Here is a 20,401-nt window from a genome sequence, read left to right on the forward strand (position 1 = left end):
TTAAGTTTATGGAATGGAAAAAATTGTGTTTTTAACGCAGAGGCGCAAAGAGCAAGGATGAGGGACGAATTATGAGGACTGAAGTTTAGCGTTGATCGCTTAACGCAGAGGCGCAGAGCGAAAAATGAAGGATAAAGTATAAGGGCTGAAATACCGATCGCTAGCGAGCTTAATGGTCTATGCTCTATGAATTGACGATCTGGCACTGGTATTTAATCATAATTTTGTTATACAAATAAACACGTTTGCCACTTTTTTGGTCTGCTTAAAATACTATTAATAACGCTACCAAGATTGGCAAAAGTAGCGATTTACTGGGCAAAAAAGGATTGACAGCTCTCAAGAAATTCGTTATAGTTACGCCCATATCATGGTATATAGGTATTTTATTAATCATAATTTAAGGAGGGTGAAGCTTATGGGGAATGCAGAAATCGTTAGTATTGATTATGAATCCATAACAAATGTTAGCAGTCGGTTCGGAAAATTGCGTGATACAATAGCGCAACTAAAATCTTCGCTGCAACGTCAATCCCAACAATTACAATCAACATGGGAAGGGGCCGCCGCTGTAACATTTTTCAAAGAGATGGAAACTGAAATCTTCCCTACATTTGAGCGGTTAAGCCAGTTATTGAATACCTCGAGTAGCGTAAGTAGCCAAATTGGAAAAACGTTTCGTGATGCTGAAGAAGAAGCCGCCAGACTTTTCAATGGTTCAGGATCAGGAGCTTCCAGCGATAAAAGTCAGCCAGTCAAGCAAACTTCTAGCTCTAGCCCAACTGCTGAAGAAACGCCACCACCGCCACCGCCCAATCGAGCAGAAGAAATCAATCGCCAATTCGAAGAATTCAAGCGGAATCGGCCAGAACGATCACCCACAATTGATTATTTTCCTTCAGGGTTATCTGGGCTTGGAGCTTGGATTTTAGGCAAAAAATCAGTAAAAATAACCCAACGCGAAGCTGATTTACTTGATGCATTGCAACCTTGGGAAAAAGCTACCTTTGAAGGTATTAAAGATGAAGCATTTAGTCAAGAAGCTAAATACTTTAATACGCCTGGCAAAAATAATAACGACGGGCCTGCTGATGCCTTTCGCCATGCACTCTGGTCGGCACGTTTGGCGCAAGAATATGGGGCCGATTGGGCGACTGATTATACCAATGCGCATGAGGAAATTAATGGAAACCCATCTGCACGTGAATTTATGGATCGAACTAATAACGCCTTAGGTATTCGAATTGCTCAAGAAAACCCCAATGCCTCGCCTGAGGAATTAGCTGATAAGATTTTTACGGCAATTCAAAATGGCGAGGGCGTGTATATTGTTGGAGCAAACGATCATCATAGTCAGTCGATTGAACGCCAAAATCTGATCGAAAATGGTCGCCTGGCTCCAACCAATGAAGATCTCAGCCCAAATGATAACCTGCCTGCTAATGCACCAGCAAAGGACTCTGAAAGTTAATGATACAACGTCAACATATCATAGCAATTCTACTGTTATGTTTATTAGGAGCTTGTTCAATGAATAATCAAGCAGTTGGGTTTGTTGATCGCACAGATCAACAAAAAGATTTTGAGAATAGTATTACTACTGAATTAAACCAACAAGCAGTAGGCAGTAAGGTTGATATTGCGACCCTTGTAAATCTACAATGGGATACTCTTTGCACATTTACCGAAGGTGATTCATTTAATTATATCAATCAGACACTGGGATTTGATTGGATCAACGAAGATGGTTATTTATACGATAAAGAATTTGTCGTTTTTGTTGATGGTACATCGGTTGCAACTCATCTCAATTTCGCTAGCCCAACATTAATTATTAATCCCGCAAGTGATAAGCCTTGTATTCAGCGTAATGAGGCTATCTTTGAGGTTGCCGAAATTCCTTCAGCAATTGAAGGTGTTTCAACACGACGAGTGCTCAGCAGAATCCGCTAATTTTTAGCAGAAAGATGTTTGCCAATGCCTACCAACAAATTTACTTGGTAGGCATTATTAATTGTCTGATCATAGGGGGTTATTTTATTCGATTATGTTTTATTCTTTATTCCTTGCTTTGCGACGCTACATTAATTGATCCACGAAGACACACGAAGGATGGAAATCGACGAAGCACGCGAAGAGCGCAAAGGCTAAGTTTTTAGCCACAGATTGGCACAGATTGACTCAGATTATTGTTCCAATTGCCCAATAGCCAATAGCCCAATAGCCATCGTTCTCTGCGCCGCTGCGTTAAAACCTAAGTCATGATGGGTTTTTAGCCACAGATTGATTTTCCAACAGCCCCAGCCTATAGCTGTACTGGTTCATCACATTAACCACCATATTTCTTTTCCACCCTTCCGTCCCGCCAGCGGGAAACGCAGGGGGCTTTAATCCCCCTGCACCCCCTCAAAGGACAATCCGCGGCCAAACGCCATTCATTGATGAACCTACGGATGGGTGGTGCTCAGCAGAACCCATCCGTTTGATGAGGTTGGATTAGGGTGCCAATCTAATGAGCCATTACATATAGCCCAAAGCCAAGAGCCTCATCCCTTAATCCTGACCCCTTTTGATTTTTGACTTCTGACTTCTGACTTTTGACTTCTTCCTTGCGCTCCGCTCTTCATGGTACACTGGCCATATTGACATATGCGAATAAGTGCACGACCTAGAGCGTGCAGATAGCGGGTACTTCGATGCAGGCAGTGCAAGTTTCAACCAATCAAAATCGAGCTGAAATTCCGTGGCGAGCCTATGTGGCGCTGGCAATTGGGATTGTTTGTATCGCGCTATCGGCGATTTGGGTCAAATGGGCCGCCGTGCCCGGGCCGGTTTCGGCGTTTTATCGCATGCTGATTCCAGCGGTTATTTTAGTGCCATGGTGGTTTGCCAAACGGCCCAAACATCTACCCAAGCAGGCCACGCGGCTTTCACTACTGGGCGGCGTTTTTTTTGCCTTCGATTTGGCTTTGTGGAACACGGCAATTTTGCTGACTTCGGCAGCCAACTCAACCTTGTTTGCCAATAACGCGCCGTTGTGGGTTGGCTTGGGGGCGTGGCTGATTTTTCGCGAACGCTTGCCGCAACGCTTTTGGTGGGGCATGGCAATTGCCCTCATTGGCGTGGTGGTGATTATGGGCGAGAATTTGCAGCAGCTCACGATCAGCCGTGGCGATTTGCTGGCGATCTCGGCTGGTGGTTTTTATGCTGCTTATTTGCTGACAACCCAACGCGCCCGCGCCGAGCTTGATACGCTGACCTTTATGACCTTGGGAATCGTGGTCAGTGTTGTGATTTTGGGCTTGTTGTGCTTAATCGGCGGGTTTAGCATTATCGGCTTTAGCGCCAAAACATGGTGGTCGTTGCTTGGCTTGGGCTTGGTTTCGCACCTTGGCGGCTGGCTGGCAATTAATTATGCGCTTGGCCACATTAAAGCAGCTACTGCTTCAGTCAGCTTGTTGGGCCAGCCTGTTTTGACCGCGCTGATCTCAATTCCGCTTTTAAACGAGCCTTTGCAGATCTTCCAAATTATTGGCGGTAGCTTGGTAATTGGCGGCATTTGGCTGGTTAATACTCAAAAAGAAGCAGCAGATAATAAAGTGTAGCGTTTATTACAGAATTGATGTATACTAGCAATAAGTCGTGCTATACTGATGCGACATGCAGCGACCATGCCAACTGGAAATGCGGGGATGCTGCCAACAAAGGAGCCTTATTCAGATGGAAAAGCAAAAAGTAACCGTGATTGGTTCGGGGCCAGCAGGGTTGACGGCGGCGCTGTATGCTGCGCGGGCCAATTTAACCCCGTTGGTTATTCGCGGGATTCAGCCTGGCGGCTTGATTGCCACCACCAGCGAAGTTGAAAATTATCCTGGCTTCCCCGATGCGATTAATGGTTTTGATTTAGCCGATAAAATGGAAAAACAAGCAGCCCGTTTTGGCACCCACTTTTTAGATGGAATTGTCGAAAAAGTTGAGTTGGGCGAACGGCCTTTCAAGCTGCATATTGATAACGGCACGATTGTCGAAACCGAAACCTTGATTATTTCAACTGGCGCTTCGCCACGCAAATTGGGCGTGCCAGGCGAATTAGAATTGGCCAATCGCGGCGTTTCCTATTGTGCTGTGTGCGATGGCTTCTTCTTCCGCGATAAAACCTTGGTCGTGGTTGGCGGCGGCAATAGCGCCTTGGATGAAAGTTTGTTCTTGACCCGCTATGCCAAAGAAGTGCACGTGATCCATCGCCGCGACCAATTGCGCGCCGACCCAGTGCTGATCGAACGCGCCCAAAATAACCCAAAGATCAAGTTTATTTGGGATACCGTGGTAACCAAGATTGAAGGCACAGTTAAGGTTGAAGGCGTAGGCCTGCAAAATGTCAAAACTGGCGAGGAATCAACCTTTGCCGCCGATGGCGTGTTCCCATACATTGGGCATATTCCCAACACTTGGTTGTTCAAAGATCAAATCGATTTGGATGAAAACGGCTACATAGTTAGCCCAGGCCGTGCTCGCACCAACATTCCTGGGGTATTCGTGGCTGGCGATGTCGAAGATCATGTCTATCGCCAAGCAATCACCGCCGCTGGCAGTGGCTGTATGGCCGCCATGGAAGCTTCGTGGTTCTTGGATCAAATCGAGCACGAACAAACCAGCTTGGCGCAGTGGTAAAACTGGGGGCTGGGGATCGGTTGTTGGGGGTCGGGGAATTAACTATTCCTCGGCCCTCGTTTTGTTTTTAGTTCCCTCACCCCCCAGCCCCTCCTTTCAAGGGTCGGTTTTGAGCGATTGGTCGGCGGTGGAGCGTTCCCTCACCCCCAGCCCCCTCTCCCACTGAACGCGGGCGAGGGGGAGCACCTGTTTTTACTAACGAATTGTGCAAGAATCACAGAGTTAAAGTTCCTTTCCCACGCCACTGGCGAGGGGGAGCAGCCGTTGTTAACCAAGGAATTGGGAGAGAACCACGCTGTTAAAGCCCCTCGCCCGCGCCACGGGAGAGGGGTTGGGGTGAGGGAACATACCTTTGCGTGAATCGCTTAAGCCTGTTAGGATGGCACAAAACGACTGAATAACACACACGAGGACTCGACGATGAGCACATTGCTGGAGATTTACGAAACAATGAGCTATGGCCCCGCCCCAGAAGCAGCTGCTCCTGCCCACGAGTGGCTAGATGCCCATAGCCGTCGTTTCGGGCTATATATTAATGGTACATGGACTGAAGCAGCCAACGAGCGCTTGTTTGATTCGATCAATCCTGCTAATCGCAGTGTATTGGCGCAAGTGACCCAAGCCAGCAGCGATGAAGTTAATGCTGCTGTGGCTGCTGCCAAGGCGGCTTTTCCTGCATGGTCGCAAACCAGCGGCCATGTGCGCGCACGCTATTTGTATGCCTTGGCACGCCAAATTCAAAAGCATTCGCGACGTTTTGCGGTGCTCGAAACCCTCGATAATGGCAAGCCAATTCGCGAAACCCGCGACATTGATATTCCGCTGGTTGCCCGCCATTTCTATTATCACGCTGGCTGGGCGCAGTTGCAAGAGAGCGATTTGGCAGGCTACGAGCCGCTGGGCGTGGTTGGCCAAATTATTCCGTGGAACTTCCCATTGTTGATGTTGGCTTGGAAGATTGCTCCAGCCTTGGCTATGGGCAACACGGTGGTCTTGAAGCCCGCCGAATGGACATCATTAACCGCCTTGGCGTTTGCCGAAATTTGCCATGAAATTGGCTTGCCCAAGGGCGTGGTCAACATCGTCACTGGCGATGGCAAAGTTGGCGAGCAAATCGTCAAGCATCCTGATATTGCCAAAATTGCCTTTACTGGCTCAACCGAGGTTGGCAAAATTATCCGCAGCGCCACCGCTGGCACTGGCAAAAAGCTTTCGTTGGAACTGGGCGGCAAATCGCCGTTTATCGTGTATGACACCGCCGACCTCGATAGCGTGGTCGAAGGCGTGGTCGATGCGATTTGGTTCAATCAAGGCCAAGTCTGTTGCGCTGGCTCACGCTTGTTGGTGCAAGAAAACATCGCCGATAAGCTGATTGGCAAGTTGCGCACTCGCATGGAGCAATTGCGCATCGGCGATCCCTTGGATAAAGCGATTGATATTGGGGCGATTGTTGCGCCAGCCCAATTGCAAAAAATTGAGCAACTGGTGGCCGAAGGCGAGCAAGAAGGCTCGGTCAAATGGCAACCATCGTGGGCCTGCCCAACTGATGGCTATTTCTACCCGCCAACCTTGTTCACCAACGTTGCGCCTGCCTCAACCTTGGCCCAAGTCGAAATTTTCGGGCCAGTCTTGGTTATGATGACCTTTCGCACACCAGATGAAGCCATTGCCATCGCCAACAACACCCGTTTTGGCTTGGCCGCCAGCATTTGGAGCGAAGATATTAACGTCGCGCTCCACGCCGCAGCGCGGGTCAAAGCAGGCGTAGTCTGGATCAACAGCACCAACTTATTTGATGCAGCAGCAGGCTTCGGCGGCTATCGCGAAAGTGGCTATGGTCGCGAAGGTGGCAAAGAAGGCTTATACGAATACCTCAAAAAATCCGAGGTCAAAAAGCTCAAAACTAAGGCCAGCCCTGCCACAGCATCAGTTGCAACTCCAGTCAGCAATGGCATGCCAGCGCTTGATCGCACGCCAAAAATCTATATTGGTGGCAAGCAAGCCCGCCCCGATTCAGGCTATAGCCGCATCGTGGTTGGCAGCAACGGCGAAACGCTGGGCGAAGTTGGCGATGGCAGCCGCAAAGATATTCGCAATGCGGTCGAAGTGGCCCGTAGCGCCGCCAACACATGGTCGGCAGCAACCGCCTACAATCGCGCGCAAGTGCTCTATTTCTTGGCTGAAAACCTTGGCGCACGTGCCAGCGAATTTGCCCAACGCATTCGCCAGCAAACAGGCCGCAACGATACCGATCTCGAAGTTGAAACATCAATCGAGCGCTTATTTACCTACGCTGCGTGGGCCGATAAATATGATGGCGCGGTGCATGCCACGCCAGTGCGCAACGCAACTCTCGCCATGGTCGAGCCAATCGGCGTGCTTGGCTTGGTTTGTCCAAGCGACTACCCATTGTTGGGCCTGATTTCGCTGCTTGCGCCAGCCATCGCCTTGGGCAATAGCGCGATCATCATTCCATCTGCCGAACACCCGCTTTCAGCCACCGATTTGTATCAAGTGCTGGATACCAGCGATCTGCCTGCTGGCGTGGTCAACATCATCACTGGCGACCGCGATAGCTTGGCCAAAGTGCTGGCCGAGCACAACGACGTTGATGGATTGTGGTATTGGGGCAGTGCTGAGGGCAGCGCCTTGGTTGAGCGCAGTTCAATTGGCAACCTCAAACAAACGTGGGTCAACTACGGCGAAAGCCGCGATTGGCTCGATCGCCGAGTTGGCGAGGGCGAAGAATTTTTGCGCCACGCTAGCCAAATCAAAAATATCTGGGTTCCCTACGGCGCATAATCGCCGAATTGAACCAAGCAAGCCCGACTCCAATCAAGGAATCGGGCTTGTTCGTTTTAGTTTGGAATAATCTCGCTGGCAAACCAATATGGGCCGCTACACGCATTATTGAGTGGAGCCGCTAAATGCGTGAAAAATTCTGGCTGAACTTCGCCACCGCCAAGCCGTACCTCTGAACCAACAACCACCTGCTGAGCGGTTTGGAGGTCGCTGATCGTCGTTTTTTCAAGCAGAAATTGATCATTCCAAATAATTAAATAGCTTGTTTGACTATTAGCAGGTTCGAGGCGCAGGCAATTACCACGAATAATCAGTTCGCCGCTGGCAATGGCTTGCGGTACTTGTCCAATACTTTTAGGCCGTACTTGGGGGAATACCAGCCCAACGGTTGGTTGGCTGGTCGGGTTTGAGGCAGCGCAACCACTAATGATCAGAAATAACAAGATTATTTGGATAACAATACTTCTTAAGCGCAGCAACATTTTTAAGCCCTCCTCCTAAGCTAAGCATCTAAACTTGGGCATAAACTACTGAACATGACGTATACTTCAGCACCATAGTAGCGCTCTATTCATTCTGTTCACAATGATATACTCATCTAGTCTGAGAGAATCCGTATAGTATAGGCAGCAAACTAGGTAAAGCCATGACCAATTCTCCAACAACAGTTTTTCTTACCCTTTATTTTAATCCAGCAACTGAGCAAGCCATTAATCGCCTGTGGCATGGGCTTGCAGATGCTGGAATTTCGCTACCAGGGATTCATGGCCATCGCCCGCATATCACGCTAGCGGCCTATGACACCACTGATTGGACAACCTATCAGCAATTGCTAGGGAAATTCACCCAATCACAGCAGGCGTTTCCTATCCGGTTGCATGCTTTGGGTATCTTTCCAGAGACGGGAGTTGTCTTCCTTGTGCCACGAGTAACTACACCACTGCTCACACTCCATAGCGCGCTCCTCACGGCATGCGCAGCGCTCGGCAGTGCGCCACTCAAATATGCACATCATTTGGGCGAGAACGCTTGGATGCCGCATTGTACCCTTGCACGAGGGCAAACACCAACCCAGGTTCTATCGATCGTCGAGACGTGCGCTCAACACTGGCAAGCGATTGATGGCATGATTGAAGGTATCGGAATCCTCATTCCGCCTGCGGTGATCGATGTTGCCCAGTACCCATTTACGGCTGCTCCATCAAGCCACGACAACAGCTAGGCTGACATTGATCCAGCTCCTAAGCATCCTTGCGCTTCTATTTCTAGAATAGTAGCTCAACGCCTATTAAATATAACGATCATTACAGATTTGACATTTCAACAAAATCCTTATATATTGATATTAAGTATCAATAAGGAGTTTTCGCAATGCTTGATGTAATTATTGTTGGGGGCAGCGTCGCTGGCTTGAGTGCAGCCTTGGTGTTGGGTCGGGCGCGACGCACGGTAGTGATGCTCGATAGTCAGCAGCCGCGCAATGCCCAATCGCCTGGCGTGCATAATTTTCTTTCGCGGGATGGGATTTTGCCCGCTGAGTTACGCCAAATTGGCCGTGATCAGCTTAAGCCTTATCCAAGCGTGGAAGTGCGGTTTGCCACTGCCGAGCATGCTCAAGCGATCGATGGTGGGTTTGTGGTGACGCTTGATGATGGCAGCGAATTACGCAGCCGCAAATTATTAATTGCCTCAGGTGTAATCGATGAATTGCCGCTAATCGAAGGCATGGCCGAATTATGGGGATCAAGCGTGTTTCACTGCCCCTACTGCCACGGATGGGAAGTGCGCGATCAACCGTTGGCGGTCTTAGTATCCGATGCTGATCGCTTGTTTCACGTCGCAACCTTGCTGCAAAACTGGAGCAGCGATTTGGTGGTTTGTACCAATGGCGAGGCCCAACTTAGCCCTGAACAACGCCAAATCTTGGCCAAACTCAACTTGCCAATTCGCGAAGATCGCTTGGTGGGCATTGAGCAAGCCAATGGCCAACTGACACATTTGATTTTCGACCAAGGCGAGCCATTAGCCCGCAGCGGCTTGTTGATTGGCGTGCCCCAACGCCAACGCAGCCAATTGCCAGCCCAATTAGGCTGCGAAGTTTCCGATAATCCGCAAATGCCAAACTTAATCAAAGTGCAAATGCTTGGCCAAACCAGCGTACCGGGCGTGTATGCTGCTGGCGATGCCACCGCAGGCATGCAACAAGCCATCAATGCCGCCGCTGGGGGAGCGATGGCAGGCGCTGGCATCAATCACGAATTGATTCAAGATTTGATTAAACAGCTTTAGCCCTGCGCTCGAAGCGCGTGCGCCATTTGCTGTAGCATTGTTGATGATACTCCTCGGCGGGGTAAAACGGCAGATCAATTAAGATTTCAATGCTGAGATCAGCCAGCCGCAGTTGCGCTAGCTTACTGGCCAGAGCTAGCTCCAACTGCGCAGCGGTACTGCAAATAATCAGCGGGCGATATTGCGGATCGGAATCGAGCGGCGGCTCCAGCATTGCCCAGAAGTGGTTCAATAGCGGTGCCAAACTGATGATCGTTGGATCAAATTGTAATTCGACGACCTCGGCATGGCCGGTCGTGCCAGCGCAAACATCCTCATAGCTTGGATGCTCAGTCCAGCCGCCAGCATAGCCCGCTTGAGTTTGGATGATGCCATTGATCGCACGAAACGCTTCTTCGACACCCCAAAAACAGCCAGCCCCCACAATTATTCGCTCGTGCATATGCCCACCTTTGGCTTGATGTTTAGGCTTTTGTAAAGCCATATTTGGTGATCATAGCACGAATTGTGGTGATATTGCGGGCGGTTCCTGCTTGTTTGAGCGCCCGCTCTAATTTTGCGCCGCTAAATTTACTCTCGCCGACTTGTTTATGGCGCAGCCACCAGACATGCCGCCCAGTAATGCGAAATGTATCCAATTCGTTTTGGTGTTTGGCTAAACGGGCTTGGGCCTCTGCATCAGGCTCGTGGCGCACAAAGGTCACATATAACGCGGCTTTGGGGTCGATTTCGCTTGGTTCGAATGGGCAAGCCTGTTCAAGCTCGACCAACTCGCTGGCTGAGCGCAAAAATGTTTCGACCGCAAAGCCAAAGCGAGCCTCAAGCTGGCGATTAATCAAGGTTTCGGCCTCTGGATAGCTGATCGTTGGATCATCGAAAACCACATTGCCCGATTGAATGTAGGTCTGGACATTCTCAAAACCTTGCGCAACCAACACCGCGCGCAAATCTTCCATCTTCACAAAATGGTTGGTAATGTTGATCGCGCGTAAAAATGCAATTGTCGTCATTATCGCCTCGCTTTTTAGCAAATATGTACGAGTATACCAGAGAGCGCGATTTTAACGCAGCGGCGCAGAGTTTTTTTAACCACGAAGTGCACGAAGAACACAAAGGACGGAAACCACGAAGAACGCGAAGGCCGCGAAGGTTAAGTTTTTCGCCACAGATTGGCACAGATTTTTTTGATTCTTTTTCCACTAACCCATAGCCCATAGCCTCCAGCCGATAGCCTCATCTCTGATTATGCTTCCCATAGCCCATAGCCTACAGCCGATACCCTCATCCCTCTGCGCCTCTGCGTTAAAAATCCGATCCCCGACCTCTAGCCCCTGATCCCCAGCACCTCATCCCTCATCCTTCATCCTTTCGCAATGTTCTATGCTCTCTGTTCTTCATCCCTCATCCTTCATAATTCATCCTTTTCACAGCTCTGCTATAATATTGTTTCAATGCTTAAATAACCCCAACTGCTTCGACCAACCATCACCTCACTGCTGAGGAGTAGCGTATGCAACAGGTAGTACGTGTTTTTCACCAACTCTTGCCCGATTTTGTTGACCATGTTTCTGCGCAAATTGTTGCGAACCATGTGCCTGTCTATGCCAGTTTGCCGCAGCAGCATGTCAAAATGGCGCTCTACAACGCGATTCATTCTATCGAGATTGATTTGGCCCAAGGCACAACCTCGGTCTATGCAGATTATTGGCGCAATGTGGCAGTGCAACGGGCGCAACAAGGCATTTCGCCAGTTCATAGCATGCTGGTGACGCACCTTTCGACCAATGTCATGACCCAATTTTTGAAACAAGCCTTGCAGCGTGAGCCAGAGGCCTTGGCTTGGTGGCTCGAACGCACCCACACCATCATCTCGCTTGGTATGTTGGTGATGACCGAAGCGCGGATTAATGCGCTGCAACAGCTTGGCCAAGTGGGCAGCGAGCCAGCTAGCAGCGGGATTATTATTCAGGAACAGCCAAACTTGATTTTGCCACCAAGCCATTGGCAAGCCCCGCATGTGTTGCATGTGCAGGCCTTTGGCCAACTGCGAGTATGGCGTGGCTCAAGTGAGATCATCAATTGGGGCCGCAAATCGGCAATTGCCTTGCTCGGTGTTTTAATTACCCAGCGTGGCCAATGGATACAGCGTGAGCAAATTTGCGAGCTGTTTTGGCCCGATTTAGCGCCGAGCCAAGCAGAAGCCCAATTTAAAGTGGCGCTGAATGCGCTGACCGCTGTATTGGAGCCAGAGCGCCCGACGCGTCAAGCCTCAAGCTATATTCAACGCCGCCATACTGCCTATCGCTTGGCCCTCGATACCGCGCCAATTCAGCTTGATCTGCTGCGTTTTGAGCAATTGCTGCAACGGGCAACTCACGCCAGCAATCAACCAGAGGCGATTAATTGCTATCGCCAAGCGCTCAATCTGTATGCTGGCGATTTTTTGGGCGATTGTCTGTATAGCGATTGGGCGAATGGGCTGCGCGAGCAATTGCGGGCAAATTATGTGCAAGCTGCCTGCGATCTGGCCCACTTATTGCTGGCCGAACGGCAGCCAAACGAGGCTTTGGAATGGGCAGAGGCGGCGCTGCACGCTGATCCCTATCAAGAAACCGCCTATCAAGCCAGCTTTATGGCCTATGCCCAGCTTGGCAATCGCCAACAATTGCAACGCAGCTACCAGCGCTGCCAACAAACCTTGGAACACGATTTGGGCTTAGCGCCGTTGGCTGCGACCAAAGCAGCCTATCAGCAAGCAGAACAAACGCTGCAACGAGTGTAACTCAAGTGTAACTGGCCTTTGCTATGCTGAAGTGAGAGCTACTTCAATTGCATAGTCCAAAGGAGGACGCACGTAATGAAGCGTTTGATTTCGATGTTGATCATTCTGGTTACTGCAATTCAGCTGTTGGCTGCTTGTAGCAGTGGCACCGGAGTTGAGCCAACGACCACCAATCCGACCAGCGAATCGGCCCAAACCACCCAAGCTCCTCCCGCGACGACCGCACCTGCCGCAACCACAGCAAGCACCGACCCAACCGCCGCGCCAACCAGCGCTAGCGCTGCTGCGAATGGCAAGCCAATCAAAATCGGCCTGATCACCGATCAATCCAAGGCCTTATCGTTGTATGGCAGCCAAGAAATTAATGGTTTTATGTTGGGTTTGGAATATGCCACCAACGGCACGATGCAAGTTGCTGGCCGCCCCATTGAAGTGATTGTCAAAGATGATGAAAACAACCCAGAACGCGCTCGCCAACTGGCTCGCGAGCTGATCGAAAAAGATGGCGTTGAATTATTGCAATGCTGCGCCTCGACCTCAAGCGCATTAACCGTGATTGAAATTGCCAAAGAAAACAACATCATTGCGATGATTGATCCTGCGGCTGGGCCACAAATTACTGGCTCGAATTTCAATCGTTTTGTCTTCCGCACTGGCCGCAACACCTTGCAAGATGCCTTGACCGCAGGCCCGTATATGGTCGAGAACGTTGGCAAAGAGTTTGTGCAATTGGCTCCTGACACCGATTTTGGCAAAGGCTCAGCCGCCTCGTGGCGCTCGATCATCGAGACCAACGGTGGCACGTTTGTCGCCGATGATGTGTTTATTCCCGCCGATACGACCGACTTTACGCCCTACTTGCAAAAATTGCTCGATGCCGCCGACGAAAAACAGGCCAAAGTCTTAATGGTTACTTGGGCTGGCTCGAACTTCCCACGCTTGTTCCAGCAAATGCAAGAGCAAGGCGTGCTCGATAAATTGACCTTGGCAACCGGCTTTGGCGATAACGTGACCATGCCAATGGTTTATGCCGATGCGGTTGGCTCGGTTGGCATGATCGCCTACCACTACACCTTGCCCAAGAACGAGGTCAATGATTGGTTGGTTGAGCAGCACAAAGCCAAATATGGCTCCTACCCCGATCTCTTTACCGCTGGCGGCATGGCCTCGGGCATTGCAACTGTACGCGGTTTGGAAGCAACCAAGGGCGATACCAACGCCGATGCCTTGATTGCAGCGCTCGAAGGCATGAGCTTTGAAGGGCCAAAAGGCATCTACACCTTCCGCAAAGACGATCACCAAGCACTCCAGCCGATGTACATGGTCAAATTGATCAGCACCAGCGATCCTGATGCAAAGTTTTTTGAGTTGCTGCAAGAACGCACTGCTGAACAAACCGCCCCGCCAGTGATGGTGACGAAGTAAGTCGAAGGTTCAGTAGTTAGAGGTCGGGGATCGGTTAGGATCTGGATTTTACAATTCGAACAGCAATTCTTTGGTTCATCAGTGAATGGATGATAGCCACTGATTGTCCTTGAGGGGGTGCAGGAGGATTAAAGCCCCCTGCGTCTCCCGCCTTGAGGCGGGACGGAAGGGTGGTGATCACCAATCAATTCATTGATCCAATGCTTGATTAAAAACCTATCCTTGAAAGAATCCCCATCCCTCAACTAGCAAATCAAAGGAATTTTCAATGCCAAACGTTTTGCTGAAAACTGACCATCTTTCACGTTCGTTTGGTGGTTTACAAGCGGTGCGTGATGTAAGCATCGCAGTTGAAGAAGGCTCGTTTCATTCGGTTATTGGGCCAAATGGGGCCGGAAAAACGACCTTCTTCAACATGATTAGTGGCGCGATTAAGCCTAGCAGTGGCAAGGTGTTTTTTGCTGGCAACGAGATTACCGGCCAGCCCTTGCACCGCATGATTCACCTTGGCATTGGCCGCGCCTACCAAATTACCAGTTTGTTTCCCTCGCTGACTGTGGCCGAAAATGTCCGTTTGGCAGCTCAAGCGCGAGGCCGCGATACCTTCAAATTTTGGCAGCACAGCGATCACTTCCAGCGCTACCACGAACGAGCACAAACCGCGCTCAAGTTGGTTGGGTTGCGCGGAATTGAGCATATGCTGGCCAGTGCCTTGCCGCATGGCGATAAACGTAAGCTCGAATTGGCGCTGCTGCTTGCCAGTGAACCCCGCTTGCTCTTGCTCGATGAGCCAACTGCTGGCATGGCCGCCAACCAAGTGCCCGAATTGATTGAGATTATTCAGCAGCTGCGTCAAAGCGGCCAACATACGATTATCTTGGTTGAGCATCGCATGGATGTGGTGATGAGCATTTCGGATCAGATTACGGTGATGCATGGTGGCAGTGTCTTGGCCGAAGGCACACCCCAAGCGATTGCAGCAGATACCCGCGTGCAGCAAGCCTACCTTGGCGAATTGTATGACGATGTGCTAAGCCAGCCTCACGAGGTCGCCCATGACACCAATTCTTGAAGTTGAGCAAATCCAGACCTTCATCGGGCAATATCATATTTTGCACGATGTTTCGTTGCATGCCGAGCAAGGCAGCATCACCGCGCTGCTTGGGCGCAACGGCGCTGGCAAAACCACCACCCTCAAATCGATTATGGGTCTTACGCCGCCTCAAACTGGCGTAATTCGCTTTGCTGGCCAACGCATCAATGGCTTGCGCACCTTCAAAATTGCCCAATTAGGCATTGGCTATGTGCCAGAGCATCGGGCGATTTTCCGCGATCTCACGGTAACTGAACATTTAATATTGGCTGAGCGCAAGCGCGGCGATTTGCGCCGACGTGGCGATTTGATCTTCAGCTTGTTTCCCGATTTGCAGCGGCTCGAACGCTTGCTCGGCAGCCAACTTTCTGGTGGTCAGCAACAGATGTTGGCGATTGCGCGGGCCTTGGTTCCCGAAACCCAATTGCTATTGATCGATGAGCCAAGCGAGGGCCTTGCACCAGTCATTATCGAACAGATGATGCGGGCAATTACCGCGCTGAGCGAACATACCACGGTGGTATTGGTTGAACAAAACTTTCGCATGGCCAGCGCCATCAGCCAAGCCTACTTTATGCTCGATGATGGCCGAACCGTCGATCATGGCACGATGACGGCGCTGCGGGCCAATCCGCAATTGATTCAGCGCTATCTTGGCGCTGCCTAAAAGGTGATTGTATGGCAGTTGCTGCTCCTCCCACAATTCAAGCCAAGCCGTTGCGCGAGCGTTTAGCACCGTTGGTTATTCCGGCAGTGTTTGTGCTGATTTTCGCCACAGTGTTGGTGGTTGCGCCTGCAAGTTGGCCCAAATTAATCACTGGCATTTTGTTGCCTGGCCTGACCTTGGCGGCAATTTACTTTATGCTCTCTGCTGGCTTATCGCTGATTTTCGGCCTGATGGATGTGCTGAATTTTGCCCATGGTTCGCTGTTTATGCTCGGTGGCTACAGCGCCTGGACCTGCAACCAATGGCTTGATCCCGCTTACCCAGGCCAATGGCCGCTCACCATCGCCAGCGGCAATCTGCGCTTTATTATCGGCTTGATTGTGGGAGCCTTGGTGGGTGCAGCGGTTGGCAGCCTGATCGAAATCAGCCTGATTCGCCCGCTCTATAAACGGCCAATTTACCAAGTGCTGCTGACCTTGGGCTTGGTATTTGTGTTTGATGCCTTGGTGCGCACGATTCCGGCGTGGGGTTCGCTTAGCCGCGCGCCAATCAAGCCACCGATGCTCACCGAAAGCCTCAGCCTGTTGGGTCGGCGCTTCCCCAGCTATAGCCTGTTTTTGATCTGCCTCAGCGTTTCGCTGGCAGTGATTATCGCCTTGGTGCTGCGCCGCTCGCGGATTGGCCTCACGATTCGGGCTGGTGTGCAGGATAGCGCCATGGTCGAAGCTATGGGCATCAATGTGCGGCGGGTCTTTACGGGCGTATTTGGCTTTGGCAGTGGCTTAGCGGCCTTGGGCGGCGCGGTTGCAGCCTCGTTTATTGGGGTTTATCCCGAAATGGGCTTGGAATACCAGCTTTTCGCCTTTATCGTGGTGGTGATTGGTGGCTTGGGCAGCTATAGCGGCGCGGCAGCAGGAGCTTTGTTAATTGGGCTGGCGCGTACCTTCAGCGACCATTTGGTGCTCGAAACAGGCTTGCCCACCGCCATCGCCTCGGCCTCAACCGTGCTGGTCATGGCAGTTGTGCTATTGCTCAAGCCAGGCGGAATTTTCAATAAACAATAGGGGTGGAAACCGCGAAGAGCACGAAGAACGCTAAGTTAAGTTCTTAGCCACGAATTCCACGAAGGGGAGAAGGAGATGAGGCTCTAGGCTTTTGGCTAGCGGAACCGCGAAGATGATTTTTAGCCACGAATTCCACGAATATCACAAATGGTAGGGTGAAGAAAACTTAAAAATAATCCACAGAGAAACATTAGGGGGTGCAGGGGGATGAAAACCCCTGCGTCTCCCTCCAGCGGAGGGACGGAAGGGTGGAGAAACATACTATGGCTATAGTCTTTGGGCTATCGGCTATCGGAAAAATCATTGGAGTTGGCAACAGGCGGTTGGCACAGGAAGGAATACCGATCCCCAGCCCCTGATCCCCGACCCCTATCAATAACGGAGAATGATCATGCTCAATCCACCATTGTTAGCCGGATTAACCGCCCGTGTAGTTCAAACGCCGCGCTTGGCGATGCATGTGATTGAGCGTGGCGATCCCAAGAATCAGCCAATTGTGCTGGTGCATGGCAATGTTTCAGCTGCCCGTTTTTGGGAAGAATTAATGCTGGCCTTGCCCGACGATTATTATGTCATTGCTCCCGATTTGCGCAGCTATGGCCGCTCGGAGCGCTTGCCGCTTGATGCAACTCGTGGCGTGCGCGACTTCAGCGACGATCTCGCTAGCTTACTCCAAACCCTCACCATTAACCAACCACACTTGGTTGGCTGGTCGCTGGGTGGCAACATCATTTTGCAATATGCGCTTGATCACGCCGCGAATGTGCGTTCGCTGACCTTGGTCGCGCCTGGCTCGCCCTATGGCTACGGCGGCACTCACGGCCACGATGGTCAACCCAACAGCCCTGATTACGCTGGCAGCGGCGGTGGCACTGCCAATGCAGCCTTTGTCGAAGCGCTCAAAAACCAAGATCGCGGCGATGGCCCAGTTTCACCCCGCACAATTATGAATACCTTTTATTTCAAGCCACCATTCCGCTCCAGCCGCGAGGATGTGTTTGTAGATGAAATGCTCCAAATGTATTGCTCGCCGCAAAATTACCCAGGCGATTTGGTGGCCTCAGCAAACTGGCCGCTGGTTGCGCCAGGCACAGGCGGCGTTAACAATGCACTCTCGCCCAAATATCTGAACCAAAGCGATTTTGCCAGCATTCAGCCGCAACCGCCAGTGCTTTGGATTCGCGGCGATGCTGATCAAATTGTCTCCGATGCCTCGATGTTTGATTTGTGCATGCTTGGACAATTGGGGCTTGTACCAGGCTGGCCTGGCGCGGAAACTCATCCAGCCCAGCCCATGGTTGGCCAAATGCGGGCAGTGCTTGAAAACTACGCAGCTCACGGCGGCGAATACCAAGAGACGGTGTTGGCCAATTGCGGCCACTCGCCGCACATCGAACAGCCCAGCTTGTTCAACACAGCATTGCTTGATTTTCTCACTCAGGTTTAGGCGAGGTTTGCTATGCAGCGTTTGCGCCCACTGCTGCCACTTGTGGCGATTGGCGGCTTGGCAAGTTTGCCATTTGCCTTTGCAGCCGATACGACCCGCTTTTGGCAAGGGGTCTTTATTCAGATTTTCATTCTGGCGATTTATGCCCTGAGCTACGATTTATTGATGGGCTACACCGGCATGATTTCGTTTGGCCATGCGCTGTTTTTTGGCGCTGGCGGCTATACCGCCGCGATTTTGCTGCGCCAAACAGAGCCGCCCTCGATGCTGATCGTTTTAGCAGCGGTGATCGTCGTTGGCGCAACCCTTGGGGCAGCAGTCGGGGCTTTATCGCTACGGGTTAGCGGGGTCTATTTTTCGATGATTACCCTTGCGCTGGCCGAGATTTTCTTCATTTTGTTCAAAGCCGATGATCCCAAGCTCAAGCCGATTACTGGCGGCGAAATTGGCTTGCAAGGAATTGTCGTGCCAGCGGCAATCGATGCCACGACCTATCGGCTGCGCTTCTACTTTTTGACCTTGGCTTGTATGGTTGGGCTGTATTACGCGGCGCGGCGCTTCATCAACTCGCCAACTGGCCGCGTTTTTGTGGCGATTCGCGAGAACGAGCCACGCGCCACGGCCTTGGGCTATAACACGCTGCATTTCAAACTGCTCGCAACTGCAATTTCATCAACGATTGCCGCTTTGGCTGGCATGTTGATGGTGCTCTACGAAAAAAGCGCCAGTTTCGAAATGCTCAGCGTCAATCTGACCATCCAAGCCTTGTTGATGACGATCATCGGGGGGATTGGCACGCTGATTGGGCCAATGCTCGGTGCTGCGACCATCCGCTTGCTTGATCACGGCCTCAAAGGCGAATTTATGCAAGCGCTCTTACCAGCTTGGTTGCGCCCCGACCTTGTGTTTGGCATCGTGTATGTGGTGCTGGTGTTGTTCTTCCCTGCTGGCTTGATGGGGGCGATTCGCAAGCTACGCGGCAAAACCAGCCGCAGCTCAGTCGAACGCCTGCGCCAAGCCATGAAACCAAAGGCAGAATCATGAGTTACGAATTTCCGCCAATTGGCATTGCTGCGATTGCAACCTACCTGCCAGCGGCGATTGAAACTGCCAGCCAAATCGGCCTAGCAGCCAACATTCCCGAAGCCGTGGTGATCGAAAAGTTAGGCATTCGCCAAAAACATATCGCCGAAGCCCACGAAACACCATCGGCAATGGCGGCTGAGGCAGCGCGCAAAGCCTTGACAAGCGCCGAGCTTGATCCGTTGGATGTTGATTTGATTATCTATCACGGCAGCGAGTACAAAGATTATGTCGTGTGGTCGGCGGCGGCCAAAATTCAACATCTGATTGGGGCCAAAAATGCCTATGCCTACGAGATTTATGCCTTGTGCGCAGGCGCGCCAGTCGCCATCAAAACCGCCCGCGATCAAATGCGCGCCGACCCGATGTTGCGCAATGTGTTGCTAGTTTCGGCGGCCCGCGAAAATGAGCTTGTGCGCTACGACAACCAACAAGCGCGGTTTATGTTCAACTTTGGGGCTGGCGCTTCGGCCATGCTCTTGCGCCGCGATTATGCAACCAACCAAGTGCTGGAGTCAGCGGTATTAGTCGATGGCTCATTTAGCGAAAACGTGGTGATGCGCGGCGGTGGCGCACGCTTCCCCACCAGCCAAGCCACGGTCGAAGCGGGCTACCACCAACTTGATGTCTTGCAACTTGAAGATATGCGCGATCGCTTGGGCTTGGTGTCTCAGCCTAATTTTGTCAAAGTGATTGATCAAGCGGTCACACGTTCTGGCTATCAGCGCTCAGATATTGCGTTTCTGGCGCTTACGCATATGAAGCCATCATTTCATAACGGGTTATTGCACGATTTGGGCTTACGCCCTGAGCAAGCGATTTACCTTGATGATTATGGCCATATTCAATCGGTCGATCAGCAATTGGCGCTCGATTTGGCTCAACAGCGCGGCCTGCTCAAAGCAGGCGATTTGGTAGTGTTGGCGGGCGCTGGCACTGGCTATACCTGGGCCGCAAGTGCTGTGCGTTGGGGCTAAACCGAAGGATGAAGGATGAATTATGAGGGATGAAAAGTTATAAATATAGGGTCAGCGAAGGTTTTTAACGCAGAGGCGCAGAGCTTCAAAAATATGAATAA

18 protein-coding genes are annotated in these 20,401 nt (G+C 51.2%); 15 read left to right on the top strand and 3 right to left on the bottom strand.

From position 1 onward, the window contains the following. Window positions 1–418: 418 nt before the first annotated feature. The 5 genes from JOD20_RS00080 to JOD20_RS00100 all read left to right on the top strand — a co-directional run bounded on the left by JOD20_RS00080 (window position 419) and on the right by JOD20_RS00100 (window position 7,473). Window positions 419–1,471 (top strand): WXG100 family type VII secretion target, encoded by a 1,053-nt coding sequence (locus tag JOD20_RS00080; RefSeq protein WP_204753351.1) that lies wholly within the window; start codon window positions 419–421, stop codon window positions 1,469–1,471. A gap of 59 nt (window positions 1,472–1,530) precedes the next feature. Next, the gene (locus JOD20_RS00085) at window positions 1,531–1,953 is read left to right on the top strand and encodes a hypothetical protein (RefSeq protein ID WP_204753352.1); all 423 of its coding nucleotides are present in this window, start codon (window positions 1,531–1,533) and stop codon (window positions 1,951–1,953) included. A gap of 743 nt (window positions 1,954–2,696) precedes the next feature. Further along, entirely contained in the window at window positions 2,697–3,605 is a 909-nt protein-coding gene (locus tag JOD20_RS00090; RefSeq protein ID WP_204753353.1) for a DMT family transporter, read from the top strand. Window positions 3,606–3,720: 115 nt separating this feature from the next. Continuing rightward, a complete protein-coding gene (gene trxB, locus JOD20_RS00095; protein ID WP_204753354.1) occupies window positions 3,721–4,671 on the top strand; it encodes a thioredoxin-disulfide reductase in 951 nt (316 codons plus the stop codon). A gap of 420 nt (window positions 4,672–5,091) precedes the next feature. Beyond that, on the top strand, window positions 5,092–7,473 hold the full coding sequence (locus JOD20_RS00100; RefSeq protein WP_239583657.1) for an aldehyde dehydrogenase family protein: 2,382 nt from the start codon (window positions 5,092–5,094) through the stop codon (window positions 7,471–7,473). 56 nt (window positions 7,474–7,529) lie between these two features. On the opposite strand, the gene JOD20_RS00105 is transcribed toward JOD20_RS00100, so the two are convergent. After that, entirely contained in the window at window positions 7,530–7,955 is a 426-nt protein-coding gene (locus tag JOD20_RS00105; RefSeq protein WP_204753355.1) for a hypothetical protein, read from the bottom strand. A gap of 164 nt (window positions 7,956–8,119) precedes the next feature. Between JOD20_RS00105 and JOD20_RS00110 the strand changes: the two genes are divergently transcribed. Together JOD20_RS00110 and JOD20_RS00115 are read left to right on the top strand one after the other, a co-directional pair. Continuing rightward, window positions 8,120–8,695: a 2'-5' RNA ligase family protein gene (locus JOD20_RS00110; RefSeq protein WP_204753356.1), complete on the top strand. Its 576-nt coding sequence runs from the start codon at window positions 8,120–8,122 to the stop codon at window positions 8,693–8,695. A gap of 149 nt (window positions 8,696–8,844) precedes the next feature. Continuing rightward, window positions 8,845–9,762 carry an NAD(P)/FAD-dependent oxidoreductase gene (locus JOD20_RS00115; protein ID WP_204753357.1) on the top strand — a complete coding sequence of 306 codons (918 nt, stop codon included), beginning with the start codon at window positions 8,845–8,847 and terminating at the stop codon, window positions 9,760–9,762. Here JOD20_RS00115 and msrA read toward each other — a convergent pair. Both msrA and JOD20_RS00125 read right to left on the bottom strand, forming a co-directional pair. Then, the gene (gene msrA / locus JOD20_RS00120) at window positions 9,749–10,204 is read right to left on the bottom strand and encodes a peptide-methionine (S)-S-oxide reductase MsrA (RefSeq protein ID WP_204753358.1); all 456 of its coding nucleotides are present in this window, start codon (window positions 10,202–10,204) and stop codon (window positions 9,749–9,751) included. The genes JOD20_RS00115 and msrA overlap by 14 nt on opposite strands. Window positions 10,205–10,226: 22 nt before the next feature. After that, window positions 10,227–10,772, bottom strand: coding sequence for a DUF1697 domain-containing protein (locus JOD20_RS00125; RefSeq protein ID WP_204753359.1), 546 nt, complete (start codon window positions 10,770–10,772; stop codon window positions 10,227–10,229). A gap of 500 nt (window positions 10,773–11,272) precedes the next feature. Between JOD20_RS00125 and JOD20_RS00130 the strand changes: the two genes are divergently transcribed. The 8 genes from JOD20_RS00130 to JOD20_RS00165 all read left to right on the top strand — a co-directional run bounded on the left by JOD20_RS00130 (window position 11,273) and on the right by JOD20_RS00165 (window position 20,300). Next, on the top strand, window positions 11,273–12,544 hold the full coding sequence (locus JOD20_RS00130; protein WP_204753360.1) for an AfsR/SARP family transcriptional regulator: 1,272 nt from the start codon (window positions 11,273–11,275) through the stop codon (window positions 12,542–12,544). Between the two features lie 75 nt (window positions 12,545–12,619). Next, a complete protein-coding gene (locus JOD20_RS00135; protein ID WP_204753361.1) occupies window positions 12,620–13,969 on the top strand; it encodes a substrate-binding domain-containing protein in 1,350 nt (449 codons plus the stop codon). A 268-nt stretch (window positions 13,970–14,237) separates the two neighbouring features. After that, complete coding sequence (locus JOD20_RS00140) at window positions 14,238–15,041, top strand: ABC transporter ATP-binding protein (RefSeq protein ID WP_204753362.1); 804 nt, start codon at window positions 14,238–14,240, stop codon at window positions 15,039–15,041. Beyond that, complete coding sequence (locus tag JOD20_RS00145; RefSeq protein ID WP_204753363.1) at window positions 15,025–15,729, top strand: ABC transporter ATP-binding protein; 705 nt, start codon at window positions 15,025–15,027, stop codon at window positions 15,727–15,729. The genes JOD20_RS00140 and JOD20_RS00145 overlap by 17 nt, the downstream gene beginning before the upstream one ends. Before the next feature lie 11 nt (window positions 15,730–15,740). Next, window positions 15,741–16,793, top strand: a complete 1,053-nt coding sequence (locus tag JOD20_RS00150) for a branched-chain amino acid ABC transporter permease (protein ID WP_204753364.1) — start codon at window positions 15,741–15,743, stop codon at window positions 16,791–16,793. A 391-nt stretch (window positions 16,794–17,184) separates the two neighbouring features. Continuing rightward, on the top strand, window positions 17,185–18,240 hold the full coding sequence (locus JOD20_RS00155; protein ID WP_204753365.1) for an alpha/beta fold hydrolase: 1,056 nt from the start codon (window positions 17,185–17,187) through the stop codon (window positions 18,238–18,240). A 12-nt stretch (window positions 18,241–18,252) separates the two neighbouring features. Continuing rightward, window positions 18,253–19,284, top strand: a complete 1,032-nt coding sequence (locus JOD20_RS00160) for a branched-chain amino acid ABC transporter permease (protein ID WP_204753366.1) — start codon at window positions 18,253–18,255, stop codon at window positions 19,282–19,284. Continuing rightward, the gene (locus tag JOD20_RS00165) at window positions 19,281–20,300 is read left to right on the top strand and encodes a 3-oxoacyl-ACP synthase (RefSeq protein ID WP_204753367.1); all 1,020 of its coding nucleotides are present in this window, start codon (window positions 19,281–19,283) and stop codon (window positions 20,298–20,300) included. Before JOD20_RS00160 ends, JOD20_RS00165 begins: the two co-directional genes overlap by 4 nt. Window positions 20,301–20,401: the final 101 nt, after the last annotated feature.

It is taken from the genome of Herpetosiphon giganteus, from assembly GCF_016907925.1.
GTDB classification, from domain to species: Bacteria; Chloroflexota; Chloroflexia; order Chloroflexales; family Herpetosiphonaceae; genus Herpetosiphon; species Herpetosiphon giganteus.

Bases quoted from the DNA above. Each gene is read 5' to 3' on its own strand.
- JOD20_RS00080 (WP_204753351.1), top strand. From the start codon at position 419: ATGGGGAATGCAGAAATCGTTAGTATTGATTATGAATCCATAACAAAT.
- JOD20_RS00085 (WP_204753352.1), top strand. From the start codon at position 1,531: ATGAATAATCAAGCAGTTGGGTTTGTTGATCGCACAGATCAACAAAAA.
- JOD20_RS00090 (WP_204753353.1), top strand. From the start codon at position 2,697: ATGCAGGCAGTGCAAGTTTCAACCAATCAAAATCGAGCTGAAATTCCG.
- trxB (WP_204753354.1), top strand. From the start codon at position 3,721: ATGGAAAAGCAAAAAGTAACCGTGATTGGTTCGGGGCCAGCAGGGTTG.
- JOD20_RS00100 (WP_239583657.1), top strand. From the start codon at position 5,092: ATGAGCACATTGCTGGAGATTTACGAAACAATGAGCTATGGCCCCGCC.
- JOD20_RS00105 (WP_204753355.1), bottom strand. From the start codon at position 7,955: ATGTTGCTGCGCTTAAGAAGTATTGTTATCCAAATAATCTTGTTATTT.
- JOD20_RS00110 (WP_204753356.1), top strand. From the start codon at position 8,120: ATGACCAATTCTCCAACAACAGTTTTTCTTACCCTTTATTTTAATCCA.
- JOD20_RS00115 (WP_204753357.1), top strand. From the start codon at position 8,845: ATGCTTGATGTAATTATTGTTGGGGGCAGCGTCGCTGGCTTGAGTGCA.
- msrA (WP_204753358.1), bottom strand. From the start codon at position 10,204: ATGCACGAGCGAATAATTGTGGGGGCTGGCTGTTTTTGGGGTGTCGAA.
- JOD20_RS00125 (WP_204753359.1), bottom strand. From the start codon at position 10,772: ATGACGACAATTGCATTTTTACGCGCGATCAACATTACCAACCATTTT.
- JOD20_RS00130 (WP_204753360.1), top strand. From the start codon at position 11,273: ATGCAACAGGTAGTACGTGTTTTTCACCAACTCTTGCCCGATTTTGTT.
- JOD20_RS00135 (WP_204753361.1), top strand. From the start codon at position 12,620: ATGAAGCGTTTGATTTCGATGTTGATCATTCTGGTTACTGCAATTCAG.
- JOD20_RS00140 (WP_204753362.1), top strand. From the start codon at position 14,238: ATGCCAAACGTTTTGCTGAAAACTGACCATCTTTCACGTTCGTTTGGT.
- JOD20_RS00145 (WP_204753363.1), top strand. From the start codon at position 15,025: ATGACACCAATTCTTGAAGTTGAGCAAATCCAGACCTTCATCGGGCAA.
- JOD20_RS00150 (WP_204753364.1), top strand. From the start codon at position 15,741: ATGGCAGTTGCTGCTCCTCCCACAATTCAAGCCAAGCCGTTGCGCGAG.
- JOD20_RS00155 (WP_204753365.1), top strand. From the start codon at position 17,185: ATGCTCAATCCACCATTGTTAGCCGGATTAACCGCCCGTGTAGTTCAA.
- JOD20_RS00160 (WP_204753366.1), top strand. From the start codon at position 18,253: ATGCAGCGTTTGCGCCCACTGCTGCCACTTGTGGCGATTGGCGGCTTG.
- JOD20_RS00165 (WP_204753367.1), top strand. From the start codon at position 19,281: ATGAGTTACGAATTTCCGCCAATTGGCATTGCTGCGATTGCAACCTAC.